A 21,334-nucleotide genomic window follows, 5' to 3' on the forward strand; every position below is an offset into this window, starting at 1 on the left:
GCCGGAAATATCGGCTGTATAAAAAGCGATATTTGTCGGACGAGCATTTACTGCGAGGCAGCAAATAAAGAGAAGCGATAATAAAAAAACGCACCATTTAATACGGTGAAAAATAAAAGAAGACATTCGCTTTTCCCGTTTGCAATTGCTGGTCGATGCAATATGTAAAACCTATCAATAATTCGACGCGAGCATACTCACAGTCAATTAACCAAATAATAAAACCAGTTGGTTATAATCTTTAAACATGAGTGAAATAAAACGCTGACGCATTTTAGAAATATTTTCTTTATTTATCGTTCCCTCATCAATCAACTTCGGCAATCGTTCCATCACGATGCAGTAGCGTATCGCCCGGCGCATTCCCAAAAGATACCAGGAAGATTTCATTCGGTGGGCAAGATTCGCAATTTGAAGGAGTGTTCCTGTGCGCGCGATGATGTCGAGTTGTTGAATGTCGGCCGCTAACGCCTGTAAGAGCTTCGGGAGCATGGCATCAATTATTGGCTGCTGATGATTCGCCAGCAGATGTAATTCACGCAGCTCCGGTTGTGCTATATCCCTCGACTGAAAAGAGCAGCGTAAACGCTCTGCAGATAAAGGAAGAGACAAAATATGGTCGAACCCCTTCAGACGCAGCATTGATTCTGTTTCTGGCTGTTCATTGCCTATGCAGGCCAGTAATAACGAAGGTAATGTTAATTCTCCCGCCAACTCCGCAGCGAGAAGCTTCTCAACTAAATCAACACCTGAATGTGCACTCTCGCTCAAATCGACCAATAGCGCATGCCAGGGGTGACGGGAAAGCGCATTCTGCGCATCGCTTATATTCACAGTAGCGATATTTACATCACTGCAAAAGCGCAGCTGTTGGGCGAGCACGCGCTGCTGCTCAGCACTGCACGTCGCAAGTAGTGTCTGCATTCCATGCATAACAAACTCCATGTCGTTAACTTGTTAATCCAATTTGCTGCAGGTATTGATAGAGCTCGTATTCGGAGGTGACACCCAGTTTGCGCATGGCACTTTTTTTCTGTGCGCTGACGGTTTGTTTCGTCCTGCTAAGCCGGGTACTGATATCGTTCACCGTCATGCCGCGCAATAACAGGCGTAACACTTCATTCTCTTTTGGCGTCAACTTCACCTCAAGTTGCGCGGAAGCGTCTTCTTGCGGCGTATTCGTTCTCGGGGAAATAGCAGGCGAGGTGAGCGCTTGCAATGTCTGTAACAGCTTTGTCGACAAGCTGGCCTTATTTAATACCGTGTGCACTCCGAGACGGAGTAATGAATGCTGAATACCTGGGTTATTGATCATAGAAACCACAATAATCAGCAAATCTGGCCAGCGTCTTTTTAATAATTGAATGAGCGCCAGACCATCATTGTATCGTTCTCCGGGCATGCTGAGATCGGTTATCAGAATATCGGTTGCGTGCTGCTCCAGCTTTGCCACGACTTCATCGGCGGTCATAGCTTCATCAACGATGATGTATTGCGCGGAAAGTGGTGCGAGTAACGCTCGCATCCCCATTAAATAAATAGGGTGATCATCTGCAATCAACACTTTTTTAGGTTTCAACACGCTTAGAAATCTCTGGTCACAGCCATATCATTACGAGTTCACGCACTTTAACAAAAAAAAATGGCAATGCAGAATGAATATTTAATAAAGGAAAGGCGCTCGCATTTTATAAAAATAAAAAAGCGAAATTAATATATTTAATAAATAAATGCGTTTTTATTATAAATAGAAAAAATGCCACAGATAAAAAAACCGCAGCACATGGCTGCGGTTTGTTTGGTGCAACGAATGCTCACGGCAGAATAGACGGCTGATCCGCCCCTTCTTTTTCCACTTTCTGCTGCAGTAAATGCTCGCGCTTCATTCCCATTTTCAGCGCCAGAGCAGACGCGACATAGATAGACGAAGCCGTACCGATGGAAACACCGATAAGCATGGTCAGCGAGAAGCCCTTCAGCATCGCGCCGCCAAAGAGATAAAGCATCAAAATCACCACTAACGTCGTACCGGATGTGATCAATGTACGGTGCAATGTTTGCGTCAGAGAGATGTTAAAGATCTCGTATGGCGTGCCGCGGCGGATCTTGCGGAAGTTCTCACGAATACGGTCAGATACCACGATGCTGTCGTTAAGCGAGTAACCAATTACCGACATCAGCGACGCCACGATGGTCAGGTCAATCTCAATCTGGAACAGCGAGAGTACGCCCATCGTGATAATAACGTCGTGCGCCAGCGCGATAACCACGCCCGCCGCCAGACGCCACTCGAAGCGGAAACCGACATAAACCAGAATACTGATCAACGCGACCAGCAGCGCCATCCCACCGGTCTGCGCCAGATCAGCGCCTACGCTCGGACCGACAAACTCAATACGTTTTACAGCAGCATTCTGGCTGGTCGCTTCGTTAATCACGCTAACGACTTTACTTCCCAGCACCTGGCCACCGGTTTCGCCCTGAGCAGGCGGCATACGTACCATGATGTCGCGGCTGCTACCGAAGTTTTGCAGCAGCGGCTCCTGGAAGCCCGCTTTCTCCAGCGCGTCACGCATCAAATCCATATCCGCTGGTTTTTCCAGCGAGATTTCGATAACCGTACCACCGGTAAAATCCAGGCCCCAGTTAAAGCCGCGAACGCCCATCACAACGATGGAGAGGATCAGCAGCGCGCCGGAAATGATAAAAGCCCAGTTGTCCCAGCGCATAAAGTCCCAGACTTTACGGCCGTGGTTCAATTGTTCAACAGTATAATCCTGTGCCACAACGCACTCCTCAGATAGACAGCTTGTTAATGCGTTTGCCGCCGTACAACAGGTTGACGATGGCACGGGTACCGACAATAGCGGTGAACATTGAGGTCGCCACACCGATACCGGTAGTGATCGCAAACCCTTTAATTGAACCAGTACCTACCGCGTAAAGGATAAGCACTTTGATCAACGTGGTGACGTTCGCATCGAAAATGGATGAAAACGCGCCCTGATAACCTTCATGAATCGCCTGCTGTACCGAACGGCCGTTGCTCAGCTCTTCTTTAATACGTTCGTTTATCAGAACGTTGGCATCCACCGCCACCGCAAGGGTTAACACGATACCCGCAATCCCCGGCATCGTCAGCGTTGCGCCAGGCAACAGCGACATAATGCCGACAATTAACACCAGGTTGGCAATCAGCGCGGACGTGGCGATCAGACCAAACTTCTTATAGAAGAAGATCATGAAGATGATAGAAACCACCAGACCTGCCAGGCACGCTTCCAGACCCTGCGTGATGTTCTGCGAACCAAGCGTTGGGCCAATGGTGCGTTCTTCAACAATCTGAATCGGTGCAATCAGCGCACCGGCACGCAGCAGCAGAGAAAGCTGGCGCGCTTCGTTCGGGTTGCTGATACCGGTAATACGAAAGCTGTTGCCGAGGCGAGACTGGATGTTGGCGATGTTAATCACCTCTTCCTGTTTCACCAGCACCGCACGTCCGTTGGCATCTTTTTTACCGCTGTCTTTGTACTCCACAAACAAGGTCGCCATCGGTTTACCGATATTGTCCTTGGTGAAGTTAGACATGATGTTGCCACCCGCGCTATCCAGTGAAATGTTCACCTGCGGTTGGTTGTACTCATCCTGGCTGGACGTTGAGTCGGTGATATGGTCGCCGGTCAGGATCACGCGTTTGTACAGCACAACAGGCTGCCCTTCGCGCGTCTGTTTCACTTCGGAGTCACCTGGTACACGACCAGCGGCGGCGGCGGATGCATCCACACTGCTGTTAACGAGGCGGAATTCCAGCGTCGCAGTGGCGCCCAGAATCTCTTTCGCACGCGCGGTATCCTGAATACCCGGCAGCTCAACCACGATGCGGTCAGCGCCCTGGCGCTGTACCAGCGGCTCAGCCACGCCCAGTTGGTTTACACGGTTACGCAGGATATTGATGTTCTGCTGAACAGCATATTCGCGGGCTTCGCTCAGACGCGCATCGCTCATCACGGCGCGCAGTACGTTGTCGCCCTGATTGGAGATAACGAGATCGCGGTGGCGGGCTGTCAGGTAAGCATTCGCCTGATCGCGCGCCGCGCTGTCGCGGAATTGAATGCTCAGGCCATAGTTATCTTCCTTACGCACGGTGGTGTAAGGAATGCCTTTGTCGCGCAGATCGCTGCGCAGGCTGTCCATGTTTTGTTCCTGCAGTTTACTGAGCGCTGTTTGCATATCCACTTCCATCAGGAAGTGCACACCGCCGCGCAGATCGAGACCGAGTTTCATCGGTTCGGCTTTAATGGCGGTCAACCAGCGTGGTGTTGCCGGAGCAAGGTTAAGCGCGACAACATACTGATCGCCTAACGCGCTGACCAGCACTTCGCGGGCGCGCAGCTGCGTATCAGTAGAATCGAAGCGAGCAAGAATCGCGCCCTCTTCCAGTGCCACAGACTTCGCGTTGATTTTTTCTTTTTGTAGATCGTTCTGGACCTGGATCAGCGTTTGCTCACTGGCGGCGACACCGCGCACGCCAGTGATCTGAACAGCCGGATCCTCACCATACAGGTTGGGAAGTGCGTAAAGCAGGCCGACGATAATGACGACGACCAGCATAATGTACTTCCACAAAGGATAACGGTTTAACACGGCAGTTCCCTTTGGGAAAACAATAGATTACAGCGCCTTCATCGTGCCTTTCGGCAGAACGGCAGCTACGAAGTCACGTTTGATTACCACTTCGGTGGTGTCGTTCAGTGCGATAGCAATGTAGCCAGTGTCTGCTACTTTGGTCACGCGGCCGATCAGACCACCATTGGTCAGCACTTCATCACCTTTGGCGATGGAGTCCATCAGCTTTTTATGCTCTTTCGTGCGTTTTTGCTGCGGGCGCAGGATCATGAAGTAAAAAATCAGACCGAACACCACCAGCATCGGAATCAACGTCCACTGGCTTTGGGCTGCCGGTGCGCCTGCTGCTGCTACCGCATCAGAAATAAAAAAGCTCATTCAAATTCCCTCATTATTAAATTAATCAACGTTCAAAGGTGGTACAGACCGCCCCTGACGCTGGTAAAAATCCGCGACGAAGCTCTCTAATTTACCCTCTTCGATAGCCTTGCGTAAACCAGCCATTAAACGCTGATAATACCGCAGGTTATGAATGGTATTGAGACGCGCGCCCAATATTTCGTTGCAACGGTCGAGATGATGCAAGTAAGCAAGAGAATAATTGCGACAGGTATAGCAATCACACTCGCTATCAAGCGGGCCGGTATCGCTTTTATATTTCGCGTTACGGATTTTCACCACGCCATTGGTCACAAACAGGTGACCGTTACGGGCGTTGCGCGTCGGCATCACGCAGTCAAACATATCAATGCCGCGTCGCACGCCTTCAACCAGATCTTCTGGTTTACCGACGCCCATCAGGTATCGTGGTTTGTCTGCGGGGATTTGCGGGCAGACATGCTCCAGAATACGGTGCATATCTTCTTTCGGCTCGCCCACAGCCAGACCGCCGACAGCGTAGCCATCAAAGCCAATCTCTACCAGACCTTTGACCGAGATATCGCGTAAATCTTCGTAAACGCTGCCCTGAATAATACCGAACAGCGCGTTTTTGTTACCCAGCCCATCAAAACGCTCACGACTACGTTTCGCCCAGCGCAGAGACATCTCCATGGAGCGTTTTGCGTAATCCCAGTCCGCCGGATACGGCGTACATTCGTCGAAGATCATCACGATATCGGAACCGAGATCGTACTGAATCTCCATCGATTTTTCGGGATCGAGGAAAATAGGATCGCCGTTGATCGGGTTACGAAAGTGTACGCCCGCTTCGGTGATCTTGCGGATGTCGCCAAGGCTGAACACCTGGAAACCGCCGGAATCGGTAAGGATTGGGCCTTTCCACTGCATAAAGTCGTGCAGATCGCCGTGCAGCTTCATGATCTCCTGACCCGGGCGCAGCCACAGGTGGAAGGTGTTGCCGAGGATAATCTGTGCGCCGGTGGCTTCAACTTCTTCCGGCGTCATCCCTTTTACGGTGCCGTAAGTACCCACAGGCATAAACGCTGGCGTTTCAACCACGCCGCGATCAAACACCAGACGACCGCGGCGGGCGCGTCCGTCAGTGGTATCCAGTTCAAATTTCATTTCTTCTCCAGCCAGAAAGACAGTCTGACGTTTAAAACCAGCGCCGCGGACCTATTCCCCGACGCGTTCAAAAATGGCTTGCGGATTGTACGTGATAAACATCGCATCCCCGTAACTAAAAAAGCGATATTTCTCTGCAACTGCGGCGCGGTACGCATTCATGGTGTGTTGGTACCCGGCGAAGGCGGAAACCAGCATGATCAGCGTCGATTCCGGTAAGTGGAAGTTGGTGACCAGCGCATCAATCACCCGGTACTGGTAACCTGGATAAATGAAAATCTGCGTATCGCCGAAGAACGGCTCGATCAGATCTTTTTTTGCTGCCTGCGCGGCGCTTTCCAGCGAACGCACGGACGTGGTTCCCACGGCGACAACCCGATTGCCGCGCGCTTTTGCCGCCAGCACCGCGTCAACAACCTCCTGCGGCACTTCGGCGTATTCAGAATGCATAACGTGGTCTTCAATGCTGTCTACGCGCACCGGCTGGAAAGTTCCCGCCCCTACATGCAGCGTCACAAACGCCATTTCGATGCCTTTATTACGCAAGCGCTCAAGCAATGGCTCATCAAAATGCAGCCCTGCCGTCGGTGCGGCAACCGCGCCAGGCTTCTGGCTGTATACGGTCTGGTAGAGTTCACGGTCCGCGTCTTCATCCGGGCGGTCAATATAGGGCGGCAGCGGCATATGGCCGATTGCGTTAAGGATATCCAGCACCGGGCGTTCGTCGTGAAACTCGACTTCGAACAGCGCGTCATGGCGCGCCACCATCGTTGCCTGGATATCTTCCGCGTCACCCAGCAGCAGTTCCGCGCCCGGTTTCGGCGCTTTGGATGCGCGAATATGTGCCAGAATACGTTTATCGTCGAGCATGCGTTCGACCAGCACTTCAATCTTGCCGCCGCTGGCTTTACGGCCGAACAGGCGCGCCGGAATTACGCGGGTGTTATTAAACACCAGCAGATCGCCGGGGTTGAGCTTGTCGAGCAAATCGGTGAAAGTACCGTGCGTCAGCGCGCCTGTTGGGCCATCCAGCGACAGTAAGCGGCAACTGCTGCGCTCAGGCTGCGGGTAATGGGCAATCAGGGATTCAGGCAATTCAAAGGAAAAATCGGCAACGCGCATGACACTAACTCGATACATATTTAAGAGGCGGGTAGTCTAGTGCCCACGCCCCTTCGCTGCAACCGTTAGCCGCTTTTGGACAAACAATAAGCATGAATTTTTTAGCACACCTGCACTTAGCCCATCTTGCCGACAGTTCCCTGCCCGGCAACCTGCTGGCGGATTTTGTTCGCGGCAACCCACAAGACCTCTACCCGGTGGAGATCGTTGACGGGATCCAGATGCATCGCCGTATCGACGTCATGACTGACAACCTGCCGGAAGTCAAAACCGCCCGCGAGTGGTTCCGTCCGGAAACCCGGCGGGTCGCGCCGATCACGCTGGATGTGATGTGGGATCACTTCCTCTCCCGCCACTGGGCGCAAATCTCGCCGGATTTCCCGCTGGAGGATTTTGTTCGCTACGCCCGTGCGCAGGTGGCGACAATCCTGCCCGACTCTCCGCCGCGATTTGTTAATTTGAACAATTACCTTTGGTCAGAGCGCTGGCTAGAGCGCTACCGCGAGATGGCCTTTATCCAGAATGTGCTTAACGGCATGGCGAACCGTCGCCCGCGCCTGGATGCACTGCGCGACTCCTGGCAGGATCTCGACGCCAACTACGCCGCGCTGGAGTCACAATTCTGGGAATTCTATCCGCGCATGATGGCGCAGGCTAAAGATCAGCAGCTTTAATTCTTGCACTGCGTGTGCATTACGCTATTTTGGAAAGCGTCATTACAAAAACAATCGATAGACAAAACCTATACCAGCGATTGTCAGTGGCGCTTTGAGCTACCCTACCCCTCTCCCTATACTGGCCCGCGTTGCGTTCTATTAACCTTGTAAATTACAGGAGTACATATGGTACTGGTTACTCGTCAGGCACCGGATTTTACTGCCGCAGCCGTTCTGGGCAGCGGTGAAATTGTTGAAAACTTCAACTTCAAACAGCACACCAACGGTAAAGCGACCGTGCTGTTTTTCTGGCCGATGGACTTCACCTTCGTTTGCCCGTCTGAACTGATCGCTTTTGACAAACGTTACGAAGAGTTCAAAAGCCGCGGTGTGGAAGTGGTTGGCGTCTCTTTCGACTCCGAGTTTGTTCACAACGCATGGCGTAACACGCCGGTTGAGAAAGGCGGTATCGGCGCGGTGAAATACGCGATGGTCGCTGACATCAAACGTGAAATTCAGCAGGCTTACGGTATTGAGCATCCGGACGCGGGCGTTGCCCTGCGTGGTTCTTTCCTGATCGACAAAAACGGCATCGTGCGCCACCAGGTCGTCAATGACCTGCCGCTGGGCCGTAACATCGATGAAATGCTGCGCATGGTTGACGCGCTGCAGTTCCACGAAGAGCATGGCGAAGTATGCCCGGCACAGTGGGAAAAAGGCAAAGAAGGGATGAACGCCTCTCCGGACGGCGTGGCAAAATACCTGAGCGAAAACGTCTCCAGCCTGTAATTGGCAGCGTTGATAAAGGCCCGCACCGCGGGCCTTTTTTATGGAAAGCTGAAAACAACGCCCGGTGAGCGTCGTTGTCAACAAGTTTGGGTCGGCCTTATTGTCTTTGGATGGCAAACAAGCCCTATGGGCCGCCGCTGCTTGTCAGGTTACGACACACCGTTCAGGGGCGAAACCAATACCGCCCCCTTAACAAGCGGATCGTTATTCACGCACGTGTTTTCACTTCACGCCAGATGCGCAGTGCCATCCATACCAGCACCGCCACTCCCAACAACAAGACGCCCCACACCAGCAACGTTTTCCACGTCTGCTGGCGCTCTGCTGGTAATGTCGCCGTCAGCCGCTCCTCGCCGCCAAGCACCACACGATCCTGCACCTGCACTTCCGGTATCGCCGTAAGATCGAGCTGTTTACGCAGCGCTTCCGGGATCAGGCCTTCCATTGTCACCGCAGCAGGCGCCGCTGCACGGTTACCCCACGCCAGCATAAATGGCCCCTTGCCCTGCGCATTAAAGACCAGCGATTGTCGGTCGCGGCTGCCGGTCACCTGCGGCAAAGCTTCGGGTAAACGGGCATCAAGCGTGGTGATGCGCACCGCCTGTACGACATCGCCTGGCAGGCTGAGCGGCGCGGAAGTACGTCCATTAAGCGCCCACAACACCGTTTTACTTAACGGTTTCCACTCACCATTGGCGCTGCTACGCCAGTCAATCGCCACCGGCAACACGCCCTCTTTAGCAAGCCTCATCAATAGCGCGCTTAATGGCTGCGGTTGCGTCCACTGATACTGCGCTTCGGTTGGGGAAATCCGTTGTTCGCGGCCTGCCATCTCCACCTGTTCCAGCGGTGTTGGCTCACTACCAGGTCGCGCGGTGACCTGCGTAATCGTCACTGGCAGGTTCGGAGTATCAAACACCATCAGCAAATAACGTACACCATCGGCAGGCATCGGCTGGTCGAGGTTAATCTGATCGAGCGTCAACCGATCGCTGCCGCTTGCCAGCTCCATCACTGGTATGTCTTGCTGCAATGTCGTCCAGTTGCGCATATCGCTGCTGAAAAAGAGCGTCACTTTGCCACGCCAGTTTTTTACTGGTTCCGACCAGGCCAGCTTCAGTTGCGCGAGAGTGAAGTTTTCCGGCGTATTTTCCGGGAACGCCAGCAAATAGCTCTGCCCGACCACCTCGTCGGGCTCGCCTTCAATACGAATATCGACGCCGGACGAAGAGTGCAAACGCACCACATTCTGCCCTTCTGTGCTGGTGTCAACCGGCGACGTATCCAGCGGGAACACGCGCAGCGCAATAGGCTCTGGCGCACGCGCGGTGGCACGCTGCGTTTCCAGCGTAAACGGCACACGCTCGCCATCGTGGTTAAACACCCGCACATCACGCAGATCCGGCCAGGCGCTCTGGGCGTAAGTCTCCTGCGGCAGATCGACACGATACCAGGATGCCGGTTGCGGTAGATCGAGTGTCGCGCCAAACGCGTAATCCTGCGGTGAATCCGGAACAGCTTCACTGCTTATCGCCGCGCTTGCGGTGGTCAGCAGTGCGGCCAGTAGTAATCCATGCCACTTTTTCATTGCTCTTCTCCCTTGTCCTCTTCCCGCACGGCTTTTGGCGGCAGGGGTGAAAAATACCCCACAATCAGCACCAGAACCGCCACGCCAATAAAGGCAATTGCACGCGAAAGCCCACCGCCGCCAGCGCTGTCAACCAGCATTAATTTGAGCAGCACCACGCCCAGCAACACACTGCCGCACAACCATTGCTGGCGCGTATGCTGACGGGTGGCGCGGATCATCACCACCAGCGCGATCAGCATCCAGAACAGCGCAAAGCTGGTCTGAATCAATCGCGACTGCCACAGGCTTTCACTCTCCCAGGCTACGTCGCCGTAATAAGCCAGCAGGCGCAGTAACACACCGTTTAGCCACCAGAAACCGAGCGCCGCCAGCACCCACGGGCGCGCACGCCAGAGTTGCGGTGCAATGGTCGGATAGTGCGCTTCGGCAAAACGGCTGTGCAGCCAGACGCCGAGCAGTGCAAACGCCGCGCCTTCCTCCAGCGGGTTAATGACCGGCAGATACGGCATGCCCATCACCACCCCATCGCTCAGATTGGCATACACCAGCAAACACAGCAGCACAGGAACCAGCGGTAATAATCCCAGCGCGCCATACAGCGCGGGCCAGACGCGCCACGGCCAGAACTGACGGCGAATAGCCGCCAGTGCCAACGCAATAACCACACCACCCGCTGCCATGGGCAGCCCGAGCTGCCAGGGTTCATTCCCCCACGCCAGCCCATCGACGAACCACCACAGCTCAGTACCTGCCGCCAGTAGCAACATCCATAACAACGCGATATGCAGCCCCTGCGACACCCGCGCGGGTATCGTTTCTTTCTCGCGATAAAGCAGCAGGAACGCGGCAGGCAGCGCAACACACCAGGCCAGATTCGGCCAGCCCGCTGCCAGCAGGTGCCCCCCGGTCATAATCTGCCAGCCCAGTATGACTGCCATTCCCGGCCATAACAGCCAGCGTGCGTAACCCAGTTCCGGCCACGACCAGCGCAAGCTGCCCGCACGCCATAACCATACGGAAAGCGCCAGCAACGTCAGCACGCCAAACCCATTGTCCACAGAAGATGGCAGCGCAGCCTGAGACGCCCCTCCGAGCGCAACGCCCCAAAACACGATGCCGCCCACCAGCAATAGCCAGCTTCCCTCTTGCCGCAGACCACGCCACAACCAGGAGGCCGCCAGCCAGCAACCGCTTAGCACGGCGAAGATCAGCAATGTCGACACGGCATTGATGCCGTCCGCCGCCGCCCACAGCGCGCTGCACAACGCCAGCAGCAGTAAGGCGCTGCCGCTGTAGCTCATGCGGCGCAGTTTTTGCTGCACGCCAAGCCACAAAATGCCCAATCCTTCCAGTGCCCAGGCCATTGCCGTCCAGCGCGCCGACAGCGCCAGCGGAATGGCGAGCGTGGCAAACGCGCCGCCGAGCGCCAGCGCTGCCAGCACCAGCGGTTTTGCGGTTGTAGGGAACCGTTTGAGCGCCAGCATCGCCAGCGCCAGATAGAAGAGACCAAAGCCCAGCGCGCTAAATGCCGGGCCATAATGCCAGTGTTGCGTGATGGCGTACTGCATGCTAAAGCCCACCAGCGGCGGCGCAAAGAGTAAAACACCATCAATAATGCGCTCACCCCGGCGCTGCGCGCGCAGTGAAAGCGCCACGCTCAGTACGCCGAAGATGAGGATGTTAGCCATCAGGAACAGCTGGCAACTGAGGTAAAATTCCGGACGATAATTATCCATGCCCCACAGCCCGGCAACGCCGAAAGTGAAGACCATGCCGAGCAGATTCAATTCGCGCCAGTGCTGCCAGATACTGATGGCGAGAATGCCCACCGAAAGCAGCAGGTAAAATGAGAACAGCGCAATATGACTGCCGCCACCGTTAGAGAGCAGGATCGGCGCGAGATAGCCGCCAAGGCTTGCCAGCAACGCCAGACTCAGCGCTTTTTGCAGCACTGCCAGGCCAACGCTCGCCGCACAGATAACGATTAACAGCACAAAAGCCAGCGTCATCGGCAGCATCTGCCATAAGCGAAACGCGCCAAAGACGGTGAGATAGAGCGCACCAACCGCGCCGCCTTGCAGTATCAGTGCAAAGACCGTCTGTTTATGCCGCAGCCGCCAGCCAAGCCCGAGCAGTACAATCGCCACCAGCGCGACGGCGGCCAGCCGCAGTTCCAGCGGGAACAACGCATATTCCACGGTGTAGCGCAGCAGGAAGGAGAGGCCGATAAACAGCAGGATAACGCCCAGTTTTGCCAGCGGGTTGCCCTGCATAAACCAGCGCACCAGCGAGGTTACCATTCCCCACGATGCAGTTTCCGGCGTTTTTGTCGTTACGGCAGGTTCGTCAATAGCAGGTGCGGACATAACCGGTGCAGGTGTTTCAGCTTTACGTCCCCACGGGTTTTCCGCCGCCACAGGCGATTCGGCTTTTCGCCCCCACGGGTTTTCCACCGGCTCAGCAGGTTGAGGGATTTCAACCGGTTCAATGGGATGCGCAATTTCAGCCATCGCCACTGGCGTTGGTTCACGGTTTTCCGGCGTCGCCGAAAACTGCCGTTCCAGTATGCTCAGCCGCTGACGCAGTTGTTGCAGTTCATTCTGGGTGGCAATACTGCGTCGCCAGGCGGTGATGGCCACAATAGGCACCACCACCAGTGCCAGAAACAGCACCACCACACCAAAGAGTAAAAGACCATCCATGTACTATCGCCTTCGCTAAAGGGGAGACGTAATGCCCGCCCCTTTTCGCGTGGCGATTCAGGCGGCGGACCAGACAGATGCGCTAATGGCTGAAAGCGTCAGCACATCATCCTGTAGCGTACCTGTACCTTCCTGAAGCCGCCAGCTTTTCCCCCGTAACAGCGGTGAATCCTCCAGCACAACTTCACAGGCTTCGCCGCGGTTAATGGCGACCAGAACCCGTTGCTGACGGTAAACGCGCAAAAATACCAGCACATTGTCGTGCGCATAAATCACCAGACAGCCGCCGTAGCGCAACGCTTGCGAACGTGAACGCAACTTCGCCATGCGCTGATAAAGCGCCAGCAGTTTGCCATCCTGGCGCTTTTTGTCCCACGGGAACGGCTTGCGGCAAAACGGATCGTTAGCGCCATCCAGCCCCACTTCGTCGCCGTAATAAATACACGGCGTGCCCGGCCAGCTAAACAGCCAGACCACCGCCAACGGTAAGCGCGCAATGTCGTTACCGAGCACCGTTTTAAAGCGCGGCGTATCGTGGCTGTCGAGCTGGTTAAACATGCGCAATTGCTGCTGATGCGACAGTCCGGCGCGGTAGTTATCCATCCATGCCGCACAGGTTTGCGCATCGATTTTTTGCGGATCATAAGAGAGATCGGTCTTCGCCAGAAAAGCCCACACCGGCAGGGTAAAACCGCGATAGTTCATGGCCGCGTCTTCGGCATCCGCCTGCAACCACTGGCGCGCATCGCCAAAATGTTCGCCAACAATATACGCCTGCGGCTGAGTCTCTTTCGCCGCCTGCGTAATGCCCGTGACATGGCGCAAATTGTTACGCGCGCCGCCATCTTCGCCCAGCATATGCACTACATCCAATCGCCAGCCATCCATCTGCCACGGCGCTTTCAGCCAGTGACGCACCACGCTCTCTTCACCCTGATAAATTTCATCAACTAACGCGGGCGACTGGTAATCGAGTTTCGGCAGGCTCGCATAGCCCAGCCAGTCGCGGGCGTGGCCATTCTCATCAAAACTGAACCAGCTACGCCAGCGTGAGTCCGGGTTGTGGCAGGCTCCGCCCGTTGCGCGGTTGTGCCGGTCGAACCAGGCGTGGGAATCGCCAGTGTGATTAAAGACGCCATCCAGAATTAGCTTCATACCCGCGTCAAGCGTGTTGTGCCGCAGGCGCAGCAACGCCTCATCACCGCCAAACTGCGGGTCAACATGGCGATAATCTTCGGTGTCATATTTGTGTACGCTGGGGGCGACAAATACCGGGTTAAGGTACAGCGCGGTGACGCCGAGCTTTTTCAGGTACGGCAATTTCTCGCTGATGCCGTCAAGATCGCCACCATAAAAGGTCGAACCACCCGCTTCGCCAGTCAGTGGATCGTCCCATTCACGCATGACAATCGGCTGCCCTGCCGCATGGTGATGATAGATGTTGTCTTGATCTTCGCCGCGCGGCAGACTGCGGGCAAAGCGATCCGGGAAAATCTGGTAGAACACCTGATCTGCCACCCATTGCGGCCCGCTGTCCGGCACATCAATGGCGAACAGCTCAAGCCGCGCGGGTGGAAAATGGCTAAAGCCCTGCGGGGTAAACCAGAGCTGGCGGTTTTCCCATAGCAGCTTAAAGCTATAGCGACGACGCGGCTGCCCGCTCGCCACATCGATCGCTGCCCGCCAGACAGTCACACCATCGGCTGTTGGTTTGCGCGCGCGATGCATCACCACCGGCGTCTCTTCGTTATCGATTTCCGTCCGCAGCGTCACCCGCTCCGGCAGCGAGGTTCCGGTTAGCCAAAGGCTAATAACTAATTGATCCTGATTCTGTTTCACAAACGGCGCGACGGGCAAATGCCATGCATTAAACATCAAAAAATCCCCTTTGCTCAAAATGACGCCACTCTTCCACAGCGATTCTCACCCTGCCTCCTTCTTTCCGCTTTTTTCCGGGGGTGAGAGAGAGGGCGCAGATGTGATCTGGCGAGATATTCACCAGGCATGTGTGTGAGTTTTTCCGCGCCCGCTTCGTGCGAATGCCCGAAGCCGCAGGCTAACGTGCTTTTTATACTGATAAAAACTATAGATGAATAAAGGGCTTAGTATGAGCAGCAAACCCGAGATCCTCGTCATTAGCGAAATTCCGCAGGCGATGATCGACACCCTCGAACGCCATTTCGTGGTACATCGTTACTGGCAGATCGATGCACAGGCCCTGTTGCGCGAACGCGCGCCTGCCATCCGTGGTGCCCTGACACGTGCCGCGAAAGGCATCAGTAACGCGCTGATTGAGCAACTGCCGGTGCTGGAAGTGATCAGCGGTTTCGGCGTCGGCGTGGATGCCACCGATCTCAATGTCTGTCGCCAGCGCGGAATAAAAGTCAGCAACACGCCGAACGTGCTTAACGAATGCGTAGCGGATACCGGGCTGGCGTTAATGCTGGCAGTCACGCGGAAAATTTGCGAGGCCGACCGCTTTGCCCGCGCCGGCGAATGGGAACATCGCGCCTTCCCCGGCGCATGGAAGATGAGCGGCAAGCGCTGCGGCATTGTGGGCATGGGTAATATTGGGCATGACATAGCCCAACGCGCGGCGGCATTCAATATGCCGATTCATTATTTCAGCCCACGGGAAGCGCGCAACAGACACTGGCAGCGCCATGACTCGCTTATCAAGCTTGCGAACGCGGTCGATTTTCTGGTGCTCACATTGCCTGGTGGTGCGAAAACGCAGCACATTATCAACCGTGACGTGCTGGAAGCGCTGGGGCCTGAGGGCATTCTGATCAATATTGCGCGCGGCAGCGTGGTTGATACGGAGGCGTTAATCGCTGTGCTTCAGGAAGGGAAATTACGCGGCGCCGGGCTGGATGTGTTTGAAGAGGAACCGCATATTCCGCCCGCGCTGCGCAGCCTGCAAAACGTGGTGTTATTGCCGCATATCGCCAGTAATACCGCCGAAACGCGCCAGGCGATGGCGGATCTGACCATCAATAATCTGCTGAGCTACTTTACGCAAGGGAAACTGCTGACGGCTGTGGTGTAGGCCAGTAAAGAGGGGAAAATGCCGGACAAGCCTGACGCTTATCCGGCATGGTTATCAGGCTTTGCGGCGTTTAAACATCCAGCCAATCAGCAGCAGCACAATCCACGCGAAACCGACATACAGCGAGATGCGGGTATCCGGGTGCCAGCCAATCAGCGCGATAATAAACACGAGGAAAATCAGCCCAGCAACGGTAGTGGCTACCCCACCAGGGACTTTGAATTTCAGCGCTTTCACTTCATCAGCAGAGAGACGGCGGCGGAAACCAATCTGCGAGAGCAGGATCATGATCCACACCCACACCGTGGCGAAGGTCGCCAGCGAGGCAATCACCAGGAAGACATTTTCCGGCATGATGTAGTTCAGATAGACCGCCAGCAGCAGCGCGACCGTCATCACCATCACCGTGACCCACGGAATACCGCGGCGCGAGGTTTTGGCGAACATCTTCGGCGCGCTTCCCTGCTCGGCCATGCCGTGCAGCATACGCCCGACACCAAACACGTCGCTGTTGATCGCGGAAAGCGAGGCGGTCAGTACCACAAAGTTAAGAATGCTGGCGGCAAAGGTGATACCCATATGCTGGAAGGTCAGCACAAACGGGCTGCCGTCTGTTCCTACCTGGTTCCACGGGTAAATGGACATAATCACAAATAGCGTCCCGACGTAGAACACCAGTATGCGCAGCGGTACTGAATTAATGGCGCGCGGGATCGACTTTTCCGGGTCTTTCGCTTCACCGGCGGTGATACCGATGATTTCAATACCGCCGTAGGCGAACATCACCATTTGCAGCGCCATCACCGTGCCGAGCCAGCCATTGCTGAAGAAGCCGCCGTGGCTCCACAAGTTGCTGATGCCGGTCGGTTCGCCACCGTTGCCAATGCCCCAGATGATGATGCCGAACCCGGCGACAATCATGATGATGATCGTGGCGACTTTGAAGAACGAGAACCAGAACTCCAGTTCGCCGAATACCTTCACGCTCATCAGGTTAATGGCGCAGATAATCAGCACCACACTCAACACCCAAATCCAGTGCGGCACCGTCGGGAACCAGACGCCCATATAGATGCCGAAAGCGGTCACATCGGCAATGGCGACAATCAGGATTTCAAAACAGTAGGTCCAGCCGGTGATATAACCGGCCAGCGGGCCGAGGTTTTCCTGCGCGTAGCGGGAGAAGGAGCTGGCAGAAGGGTTATGCACGGACATTTCGCCCAGCGCACGCATAATGATATACGCGGCGACACCGCCAATAATGTAAGCCAGCAGCACGCTTGGCCCGGCCATTTTGATGGCGTCTGCGGAGCCGTAAAACAGCCCGGTGCCAATCGCTGAACCCAGCGCCATAAAGCGAATGTGGCGGGTGCTTAGCCCACGCTTCAGCTTATTAGTACTTTCCATCGTTTCCACTGCCATTATTCAACACAAAAATAAAAAACCACGGAGCGCGTACCCCGTGGTTAAACAAACCGTGTTTGCTGCTGTTAATGCGCGCTGGAAGTCACTTGCCGTCCTGCGGCGCGATCCCAGATTGCGGCCAGAATCACCATCACCAGACTTGGCATCAACCAGGCCAGCCCCTGCTCCGCCAGCGGCAAGCGCTGTGTCCAGGCAGGAAGGTGTTCAGCAAACGCGGAGGCTTTCACGCCGTCAAGGATACCAAAAAGCAGGCTGATAAACATGGCCGGTGCGATAACGCGTGTTGAACTGTTCCAGAAGGAGCGGGTAAAACTCAGCACCACCAGTACGATACAGGGCGGGTAGATCATCGTCAGCACCGGAATCGAAATCTGAATCAGGTGGCTCAACCCGAGGTTGGACACCGCCATTGAGAAGATACCCAGAATAAACACCAGCGCACGATAAGAGAGCGGCAGATACTGCGCGAAAAACTCAGCACAGGCGCAGGTCAGGCCAACCGCCGTCACCAGGCAGGCGATGAAAATCAGTGCCGCCAGCAGGAAGCTGCCCGCACCGCCAAAGGTGTGCTGAACGTAAGCATGCAGAATGGCAGCGCCATTGGCAGATTGCTCAACCAGCGAAGAGCTGTCTGAACCCAGGCGGAACAGCGCCAGATAAAGCAGCGTCAGACCTACGCCCGCCATCAGGCCAGCCCACACGGTGTAACGGGTCAGCAGACGCGCTTCGGTCACGCCGCGCGAACGCGCCGCGTTGACAATTACAATGCCAAAGACCATTGCGCCCAGCGTGTCCATCGTCAGGTAGCCGTTGACGAAACCGTTGGAGAAAGAGGCGTTCTGGTAGGCGTCCAGCGCGTGGCTGATGGAACCCGCCGGCCAGACAATCGCGGCGATCGAGAGGATAGTCAGCGCGATGATTTTCAACGGGGCAAGGAAGTTACCCACGGTATCAAGCAGTTTGCCCGGATAGAGCGACACCAGGATCACCAGCGCGAAGTAAACCACGCTGTAAATCAGCAGCGGCATTGCGCCTTCGCCAGTCAGCGGTGCAATCCCGACTTCAAACGAGACGGTTGCCGTACGCGGCGTTGCAAACAGCGGTCCAACCGCCAGATAGCAAACCGTCGCCAGCAGAACACCCGCCACTTTACCAATCGGCGTGCTCAGGCTATCGACGCCACCACCCACTTTCGCCAGCGCGACAACGGTGAGCACCGGCAAACCCACAGCGGTAATCAGAAAGCCAAACGCCGCCGTCCAGACGTGTTCACCCGCCTGTAAGCCGACCATCGGAGGAAAAATGATGTTACCTGCGCCTACGAAGAGGGCAAAGGTCATAAAGCCCAGAGCAACTATGTCTCGTGGTTTTAAGTGATGGGTCATAAGTTTTACTGCCTGTGGATGTGGTGTCGTAAAGTGATGAATTAATGGCCTTTCCCTACCGAACAATAAAACGCCAATTGCGTGAAAAATCAGCGGGAAATGCTTTATGTACAACGTGGCGAAGAATAGTTTTTCGATTTACCACGTAAACACAGTCGGTCTGACAATGTATGGGGCGCAATTTAAACGCTTATAACGTTTAAAGGCAAGGTGGGATCGCAAAACCAGATGGTTATGCTGCATTGCAAAAAACAAGCAGTCAAATACTCCATTTATAAGAAAAACACATGGCTGATCATGCGAACAAAAAAGCAGCAGACGTACAAAATACGTTTCAGCTACGGTAGACGGCACGGGAAAGCGGCCTGTTTTCGCAGGCCGCTGGAAAGATATGCTGACAGCGCCTTCAGGAAGCGGCCTTTTTGGCAACCAGACGTTCCGGCAGAACAAAGCTAAAGCGGGTGCCTTTGCCCGGTTCGCTGACGATATCAAGGCGGCTTTCGTGGTGATTCACCGCGTGTTTGACGATCGCCAACCCAAGTCCGCTGCCGCCGGTTTGCCGCGAGCGGGCTTTATCCACCCGGTAGAAACGTTCAGTCAGGCGCGGAATATGTTCTGCGGCAATGCCCGGTCCGTTATCTTCCACGCTAAATTCGGCGCCCTGCGGTACATGCTGCCAGCGCACAATAACGTGTGTGCCCGGGGGCGTGTGGTTGACGGCGTTATAGACCAGATTCGAGATTGCGCTACGCAGTTGCTCCTCGTTCCCGAGCACTTTGAGCGCGTTATCCACTTCAAAACTGAACGTATGCTTTTGCTGACTGAGGGTTTGCGCTTCCCGCTCGACGACCCGCAGCATCATCGGCACATCGATGGTTTCATTAGGCGGCAGCGTCGGCGCAGCTTCAATTTTCGACAGCGTGAGTAACTGGCGCACCAACCCTTCCATCCGCGACGTTTGTTCACGCATGGTGTGCAACGCTTTTTCGCGCGGCGCCCCTTCCAGCGTTTGCTCCTGCATCATTTCCAGGTAGCCCTGCAGCACCGTTAACGGGGTGCGCAGTTCATGGCTGACGTTAGCGAAAAAGTTACGCCGCGCGCCTTCCAGCTGGTGCATTTGCGTCACATCGCGCGCCACCATCAGCAGTTGTTGCTCGCTGTAGGGCATGACGCGGATCTCAAGATGCCGCCCATTATTAAGCACCAGGTGCAGAGGTCGGCCAAACTCCTGGTTCCTGATGTATTTCGTAAATTCGGGGTAGCGCAGTAAGTTAAGGATATTCTGGCCGTTGTCGTCTGGCCAGCGCAGCCCCAGCATCTGCTGCGCGAGACCGTTACACCAGAAAATCGCCCCTTCTTCCGTGGTGAGGATCACCGCATCCGGCAGCGATTCCGCACCGCTGCGAAAGCGTTTGATCAAATTTCCCAGTTCGCGGCGGCGCTTTTTGTTACGCATCTGCATCTGGTGTAGCCCGTAAAGTAGCGGCTCCCAGCTGCCGGTTCCCGGCGGCGGCGTCATGCTTTTATCAACCCACAACCACCAGGAAAGACGCAGTAAATTCCAGAAATGCCAGATCAGCAACCCGGTTACCGCGGCGAATAAAAACCAGGGCAGGTAACCGAAAATCGCGCCGAGAATAAAGGCGGGGATACAACAAAGGAGGAGCTCCAGCACCAGCCTTTTCCATGACAGCCGTTCCAGCACGCGTCACACTCCTGTCAAATTTCAGAAACGGGTCGAAAAACGATATCCCGTGCCGCGCACTGTTTGCACCATACGATCGTGGCCGCTGTGTTCCAGCGCTTTGCGCAGACGGCGAATATGCACATCCACGGTTCTGTCTTCAACGTAAACGTTGGTTCCCCATACGTGGTTCAGCAGCTGTTCGCGGCTATAAACACGTTCCGGGTGAGTCATAAAGAAGTGTAAGAGTTTAAACTCTGTCGGTCCCATATCCAGCGGATTTTCACCGGTCATCACGCGGTGTGAGGAGGGATCGAGGCTCAGCCCCTGCATTTCAATCACCTCTTCCACCGCCATCGGTGAAATACGGCGCATCACGGCTTTAATACGTGCAACCAGCTCTTTCGGTGAGAATGGCTTGGTAATGTAATCGTCCGCCCCCGTTTCCAGACCGCGAACGCGATCCTCTTCCTCCCCGCGCGCGGTCAGCATCATCACCGGAATATCACGGGTCATCGCTTCGCGTTTAAGATGTTTAATAAACTGAATGCCAGAACCGCCAGGCAGCATCCAGTCCAGTAAAACCAGGTCGGGCCAGGGTTCGTTAAGTTGGTTCACCGCGCTGTCATAATCTTCAGCTTCCACCGGTTGAAAACCATTTTGCTCGAGCACGAAGCACACCATTTCACGGATTGGTGCTTCATCTTCTACGACCAGAATTCGTCTCGCCATAATTCGCCCTGTTTTAATTAAGTCGTCAGTATATGTAGCGGCGCCA

At 55.0% G+C, this 21,334-nt stretch carries 17 protein-coding genes; 3 read left to right on the forward strand and 14 right to left on the reverse strand.

The window, feature by feature from the left end; all coding sequences use genetic code 11:
* Positions 1 to 207: 207 nt before the first annotated feature.
* The 7 genes from M8Q36_RS00480 to queA all read right to left on the reverse strand — a co-directional run bounded on the left by M8Q36_RS00480 (position 208) and on the right by queA (position 7,275).
* On the reverse strand, positions 208 to 933 hold the full coding sequence (locus M8Q36_RS00480) for an Hpt domain-containing protein (protein ID WP_249879667.1): 726 nt from the start codon (positions 931 to 933) through the stop codon (positions 208 to 210).
* 16 nt (positions 934 to 949) lie between these two features.
* Positions 950 to 1,582 (reverse strand): response regulator, encoded by a 633-nt coding sequence (locus M8Q36_RS00485; protein WP_249879668.1) that lies wholly within the window; start codon positions 1,580 to 1,582, stop codon positions 950 to 952.
* Between the two features lie 232 nt (positions 1,583 to 1,814).
* The gene (secF, locus tag M8Q36_RS00490) at positions 1,815 to 2,786 is read right to left on the reverse strand and encodes a protein translocase subunit SecF (protein WP_020456742.1); all 972 of its coding nucleotides are present in this window, start codon (positions 2,784 to 2,786) and stop codon (positions 1,815 to 1,817) included.
* 10 nt (positions 2,787 to 2,796) lie between these two features.
* Positions 2,797 to 4,644, reverse strand: a complete 1,848-nt coding sequence (secD, locus tag M8Q36_RS00495) for a protein translocase subunit SecD (RefSeq protein WP_071925261.1) — start codon at positions 4,642 to 4,644, stop codon at positions 2,797 to 2,799.
* A gap of 27 nt (positions 4,645 to 4,671) precedes the next feature.
* A complete protein-coding gene (gene yajC, locus M8Q36_RS00500; protein WP_020456740.1) occupies positions 4,672 to 5,004 on the reverse strand; it encodes a preprotein translocase subunit YajC in 333 nt (110 codons plus the stop codon).
* A gap of 21 nt (positions 5,005 to 5,025) precedes the next feature.
* Positions 5,026 to 6,153, reverse strand: coding sequence for a tRNA guanosine(34) transglycosylase Tgt (tgt, locus tag M8Q36_RS00505; protein ID WP_020456739.1), 1,128 nt, complete (start codon positions 6,151 to 6,153; stop codon positions 5,026 to 5,028).
* A 51-nt stretch (positions 6,154 to 6,204) separates the two neighbouring features.
* Positions 6,205 to 7,275 carry a tRNA preQ1(34) S-adenosylmethionine ribosyltransferase-isomerase QueA gene (gene queA / locus M8Q36_RS00510; protein ID WP_249879669.1) on the reverse strand — a complete coding sequence of 357 codons (1,071 nt, stop codon included), beginning with the start codon at positions 7,273 to 7,275 and terminating at the stop codon, positions 6,205 to 6,207.
* A gap of 92 nt (positions 7,276 to 7,367) precedes the next feature.
* Between queA and acpH the strand changes: the two genes are divergently transcribed.
* Both acpH and M8Q36_RS00520 read left to right on the forward strand, forming a co-directional pair.
* Positions 7,368 to 7,949, forward strand: a complete 582-nt coding sequence (gene acpH / locus M8Q36_RS00515; RefSeq protein ID WP_249879670.1) for an ACP phosphodiesterase — start codon at positions 7,368 to 7,370, stop codon at positions 7,947 to 7,949.
* 168 nt (positions 7,950 to 8,117) lie between these two features.
* A complete protein-coding gene (locus M8Q36_RS00520; protein WP_017458841.1) occupies positions 8,118 to 8,720 on the forward strand; it encodes a peroxiredoxin C in 603 nt (200 codons plus the stop codon).
* A 208-nt stretch (positions 8,721 to 8,928) separates the two neighbouring features.
* Here the strand turns inward: M8Q36_RS00520 and M8Q36_RS00525 are convergent, their stop codons facing one another.
* From M8Q36_RS00525 to malZ, 3 genes are read right to left on the reverse strand one after another with little or no spacing between them, the layout of a single operon-like run.
* Positions 8,929 to 10,308, reverse strand: a complete 1,380-nt coding sequence (locus tag M8Q36_RS00525; RefSeq protein ID WP_249879671.1) for a DUF3999 family protein — start codon at positions 10,306 to 10,308, stop codon at positions 8,929 to 8,931.
* On the reverse strand, positions 10,305 to 13,013 hold the full coding sequence (locus M8Q36_RS00530) for a DUF2339 domain-containing protein (RefSeq protein WP_249879672.1): 2,709 nt from the start codon (positions 13,011 to 13,013) through the stop codon (positions 10,305 to 10,307). The genes M8Q36_RS00525 and M8Q36_RS00530 overlap by 4 nt, the downstream gene beginning before the upstream one ends.
* 57 nt (positions 13,014 to 13,070) lie before the next feature.
* Positions 13,071 to 14,888, reverse strand: a complete 1,818-nt coding sequence (gene malZ / locus M8Q36_RS00535; protein ID WP_249879673.1) for a maltodextrin glucosidase — start codon at positions 14,886 to 14,888, stop codon at positions 13,071 to 13,073.
* Positions 14,889 to 15,120: 232 nt separating this feature from the next.
* On the opposite strand from malZ, the gene M8Q36_RS00540 reads away from it, so the two are divergent.
* Positions 15,121 to 16,062, forward strand: a complete 942-nt coding sequence (locus tag M8Q36_RS00540; RefSeq protein WP_249879674.1) for a 2-hydroxyacid dehydrogenase — start codon at positions 15,121 to 15,123, stop codon at positions 16,060 to 16,062.
* A gap of 54 nt (positions 16,063 to 16,116) precedes the next feature.
* On the opposite strand, the gene proY is transcribed toward M8Q36_RS00540, so the two are convergent.
* From proY to phoB, 4 genes are all read right to left on the reverse strand, one after another.
* Positions 16,117 to 17,469 carry a proline-specific permease ProY gene (proY, locus tag M8Q36_RS00545; protein ID WP_020456732.1) on the reverse strand — a complete coding sequence of 451 codons (1,353 nt, stop codon included), beginning with the start codon at positions 17,467 to 17,469 and terminating at the stop codon, positions 16,117 to 16,119.
* Positions 17,470 to 17,552: 83 nt separating this feature from the next.
* Entirely contained in the window at positions 17,553 to 18,872 is a 1,320-nt protein-coding gene (gene brnQ / locus M8Q36_RS00550) for a branched-chain amino acid transporter carrier protein BrnQ (RefSeq protein WP_200553010.1), read from the reverse strand.
* 406 nt (positions 18,873 to 19,278) lie between these two features.
* Positions 19,279 to 20,577, reverse strand: coding sequence for a phosphate regulon sensor histidine kinase PhoR (gene phoR, locus M8Q36_RS00555; protein WP_249879675.1), 1,299 nt, complete (start codon positions 20,575 to 20,577; stop codon positions 19,279 to 19,281).
* A 21-nt stretch (positions 20,578 to 20,598) separates the two neighbouring features.
* Positions 20,599 to 21,288, reverse strand: coding sequence for a phosphate response regulator transcription factor PhoB (gene phoB / locus M8Q36_RS00560; RefSeq protein WP_007373472.1), 690 nt, complete (start codon positions 21,286 to 21,288; stop codon positions 20,599 to 20,601).
* Positions 21,289 to 21,334: the final 46 nt, after the last annotated feature.

It is taken from the genome of Kosakonia sp. R1.Fl, assembly GCF_023516815.1.
GTDB lineage: Bacteria > Pseudomonadota > Gammaproteobacteria > Enterobacterales > Enterobacteriaceae > Kosakonia.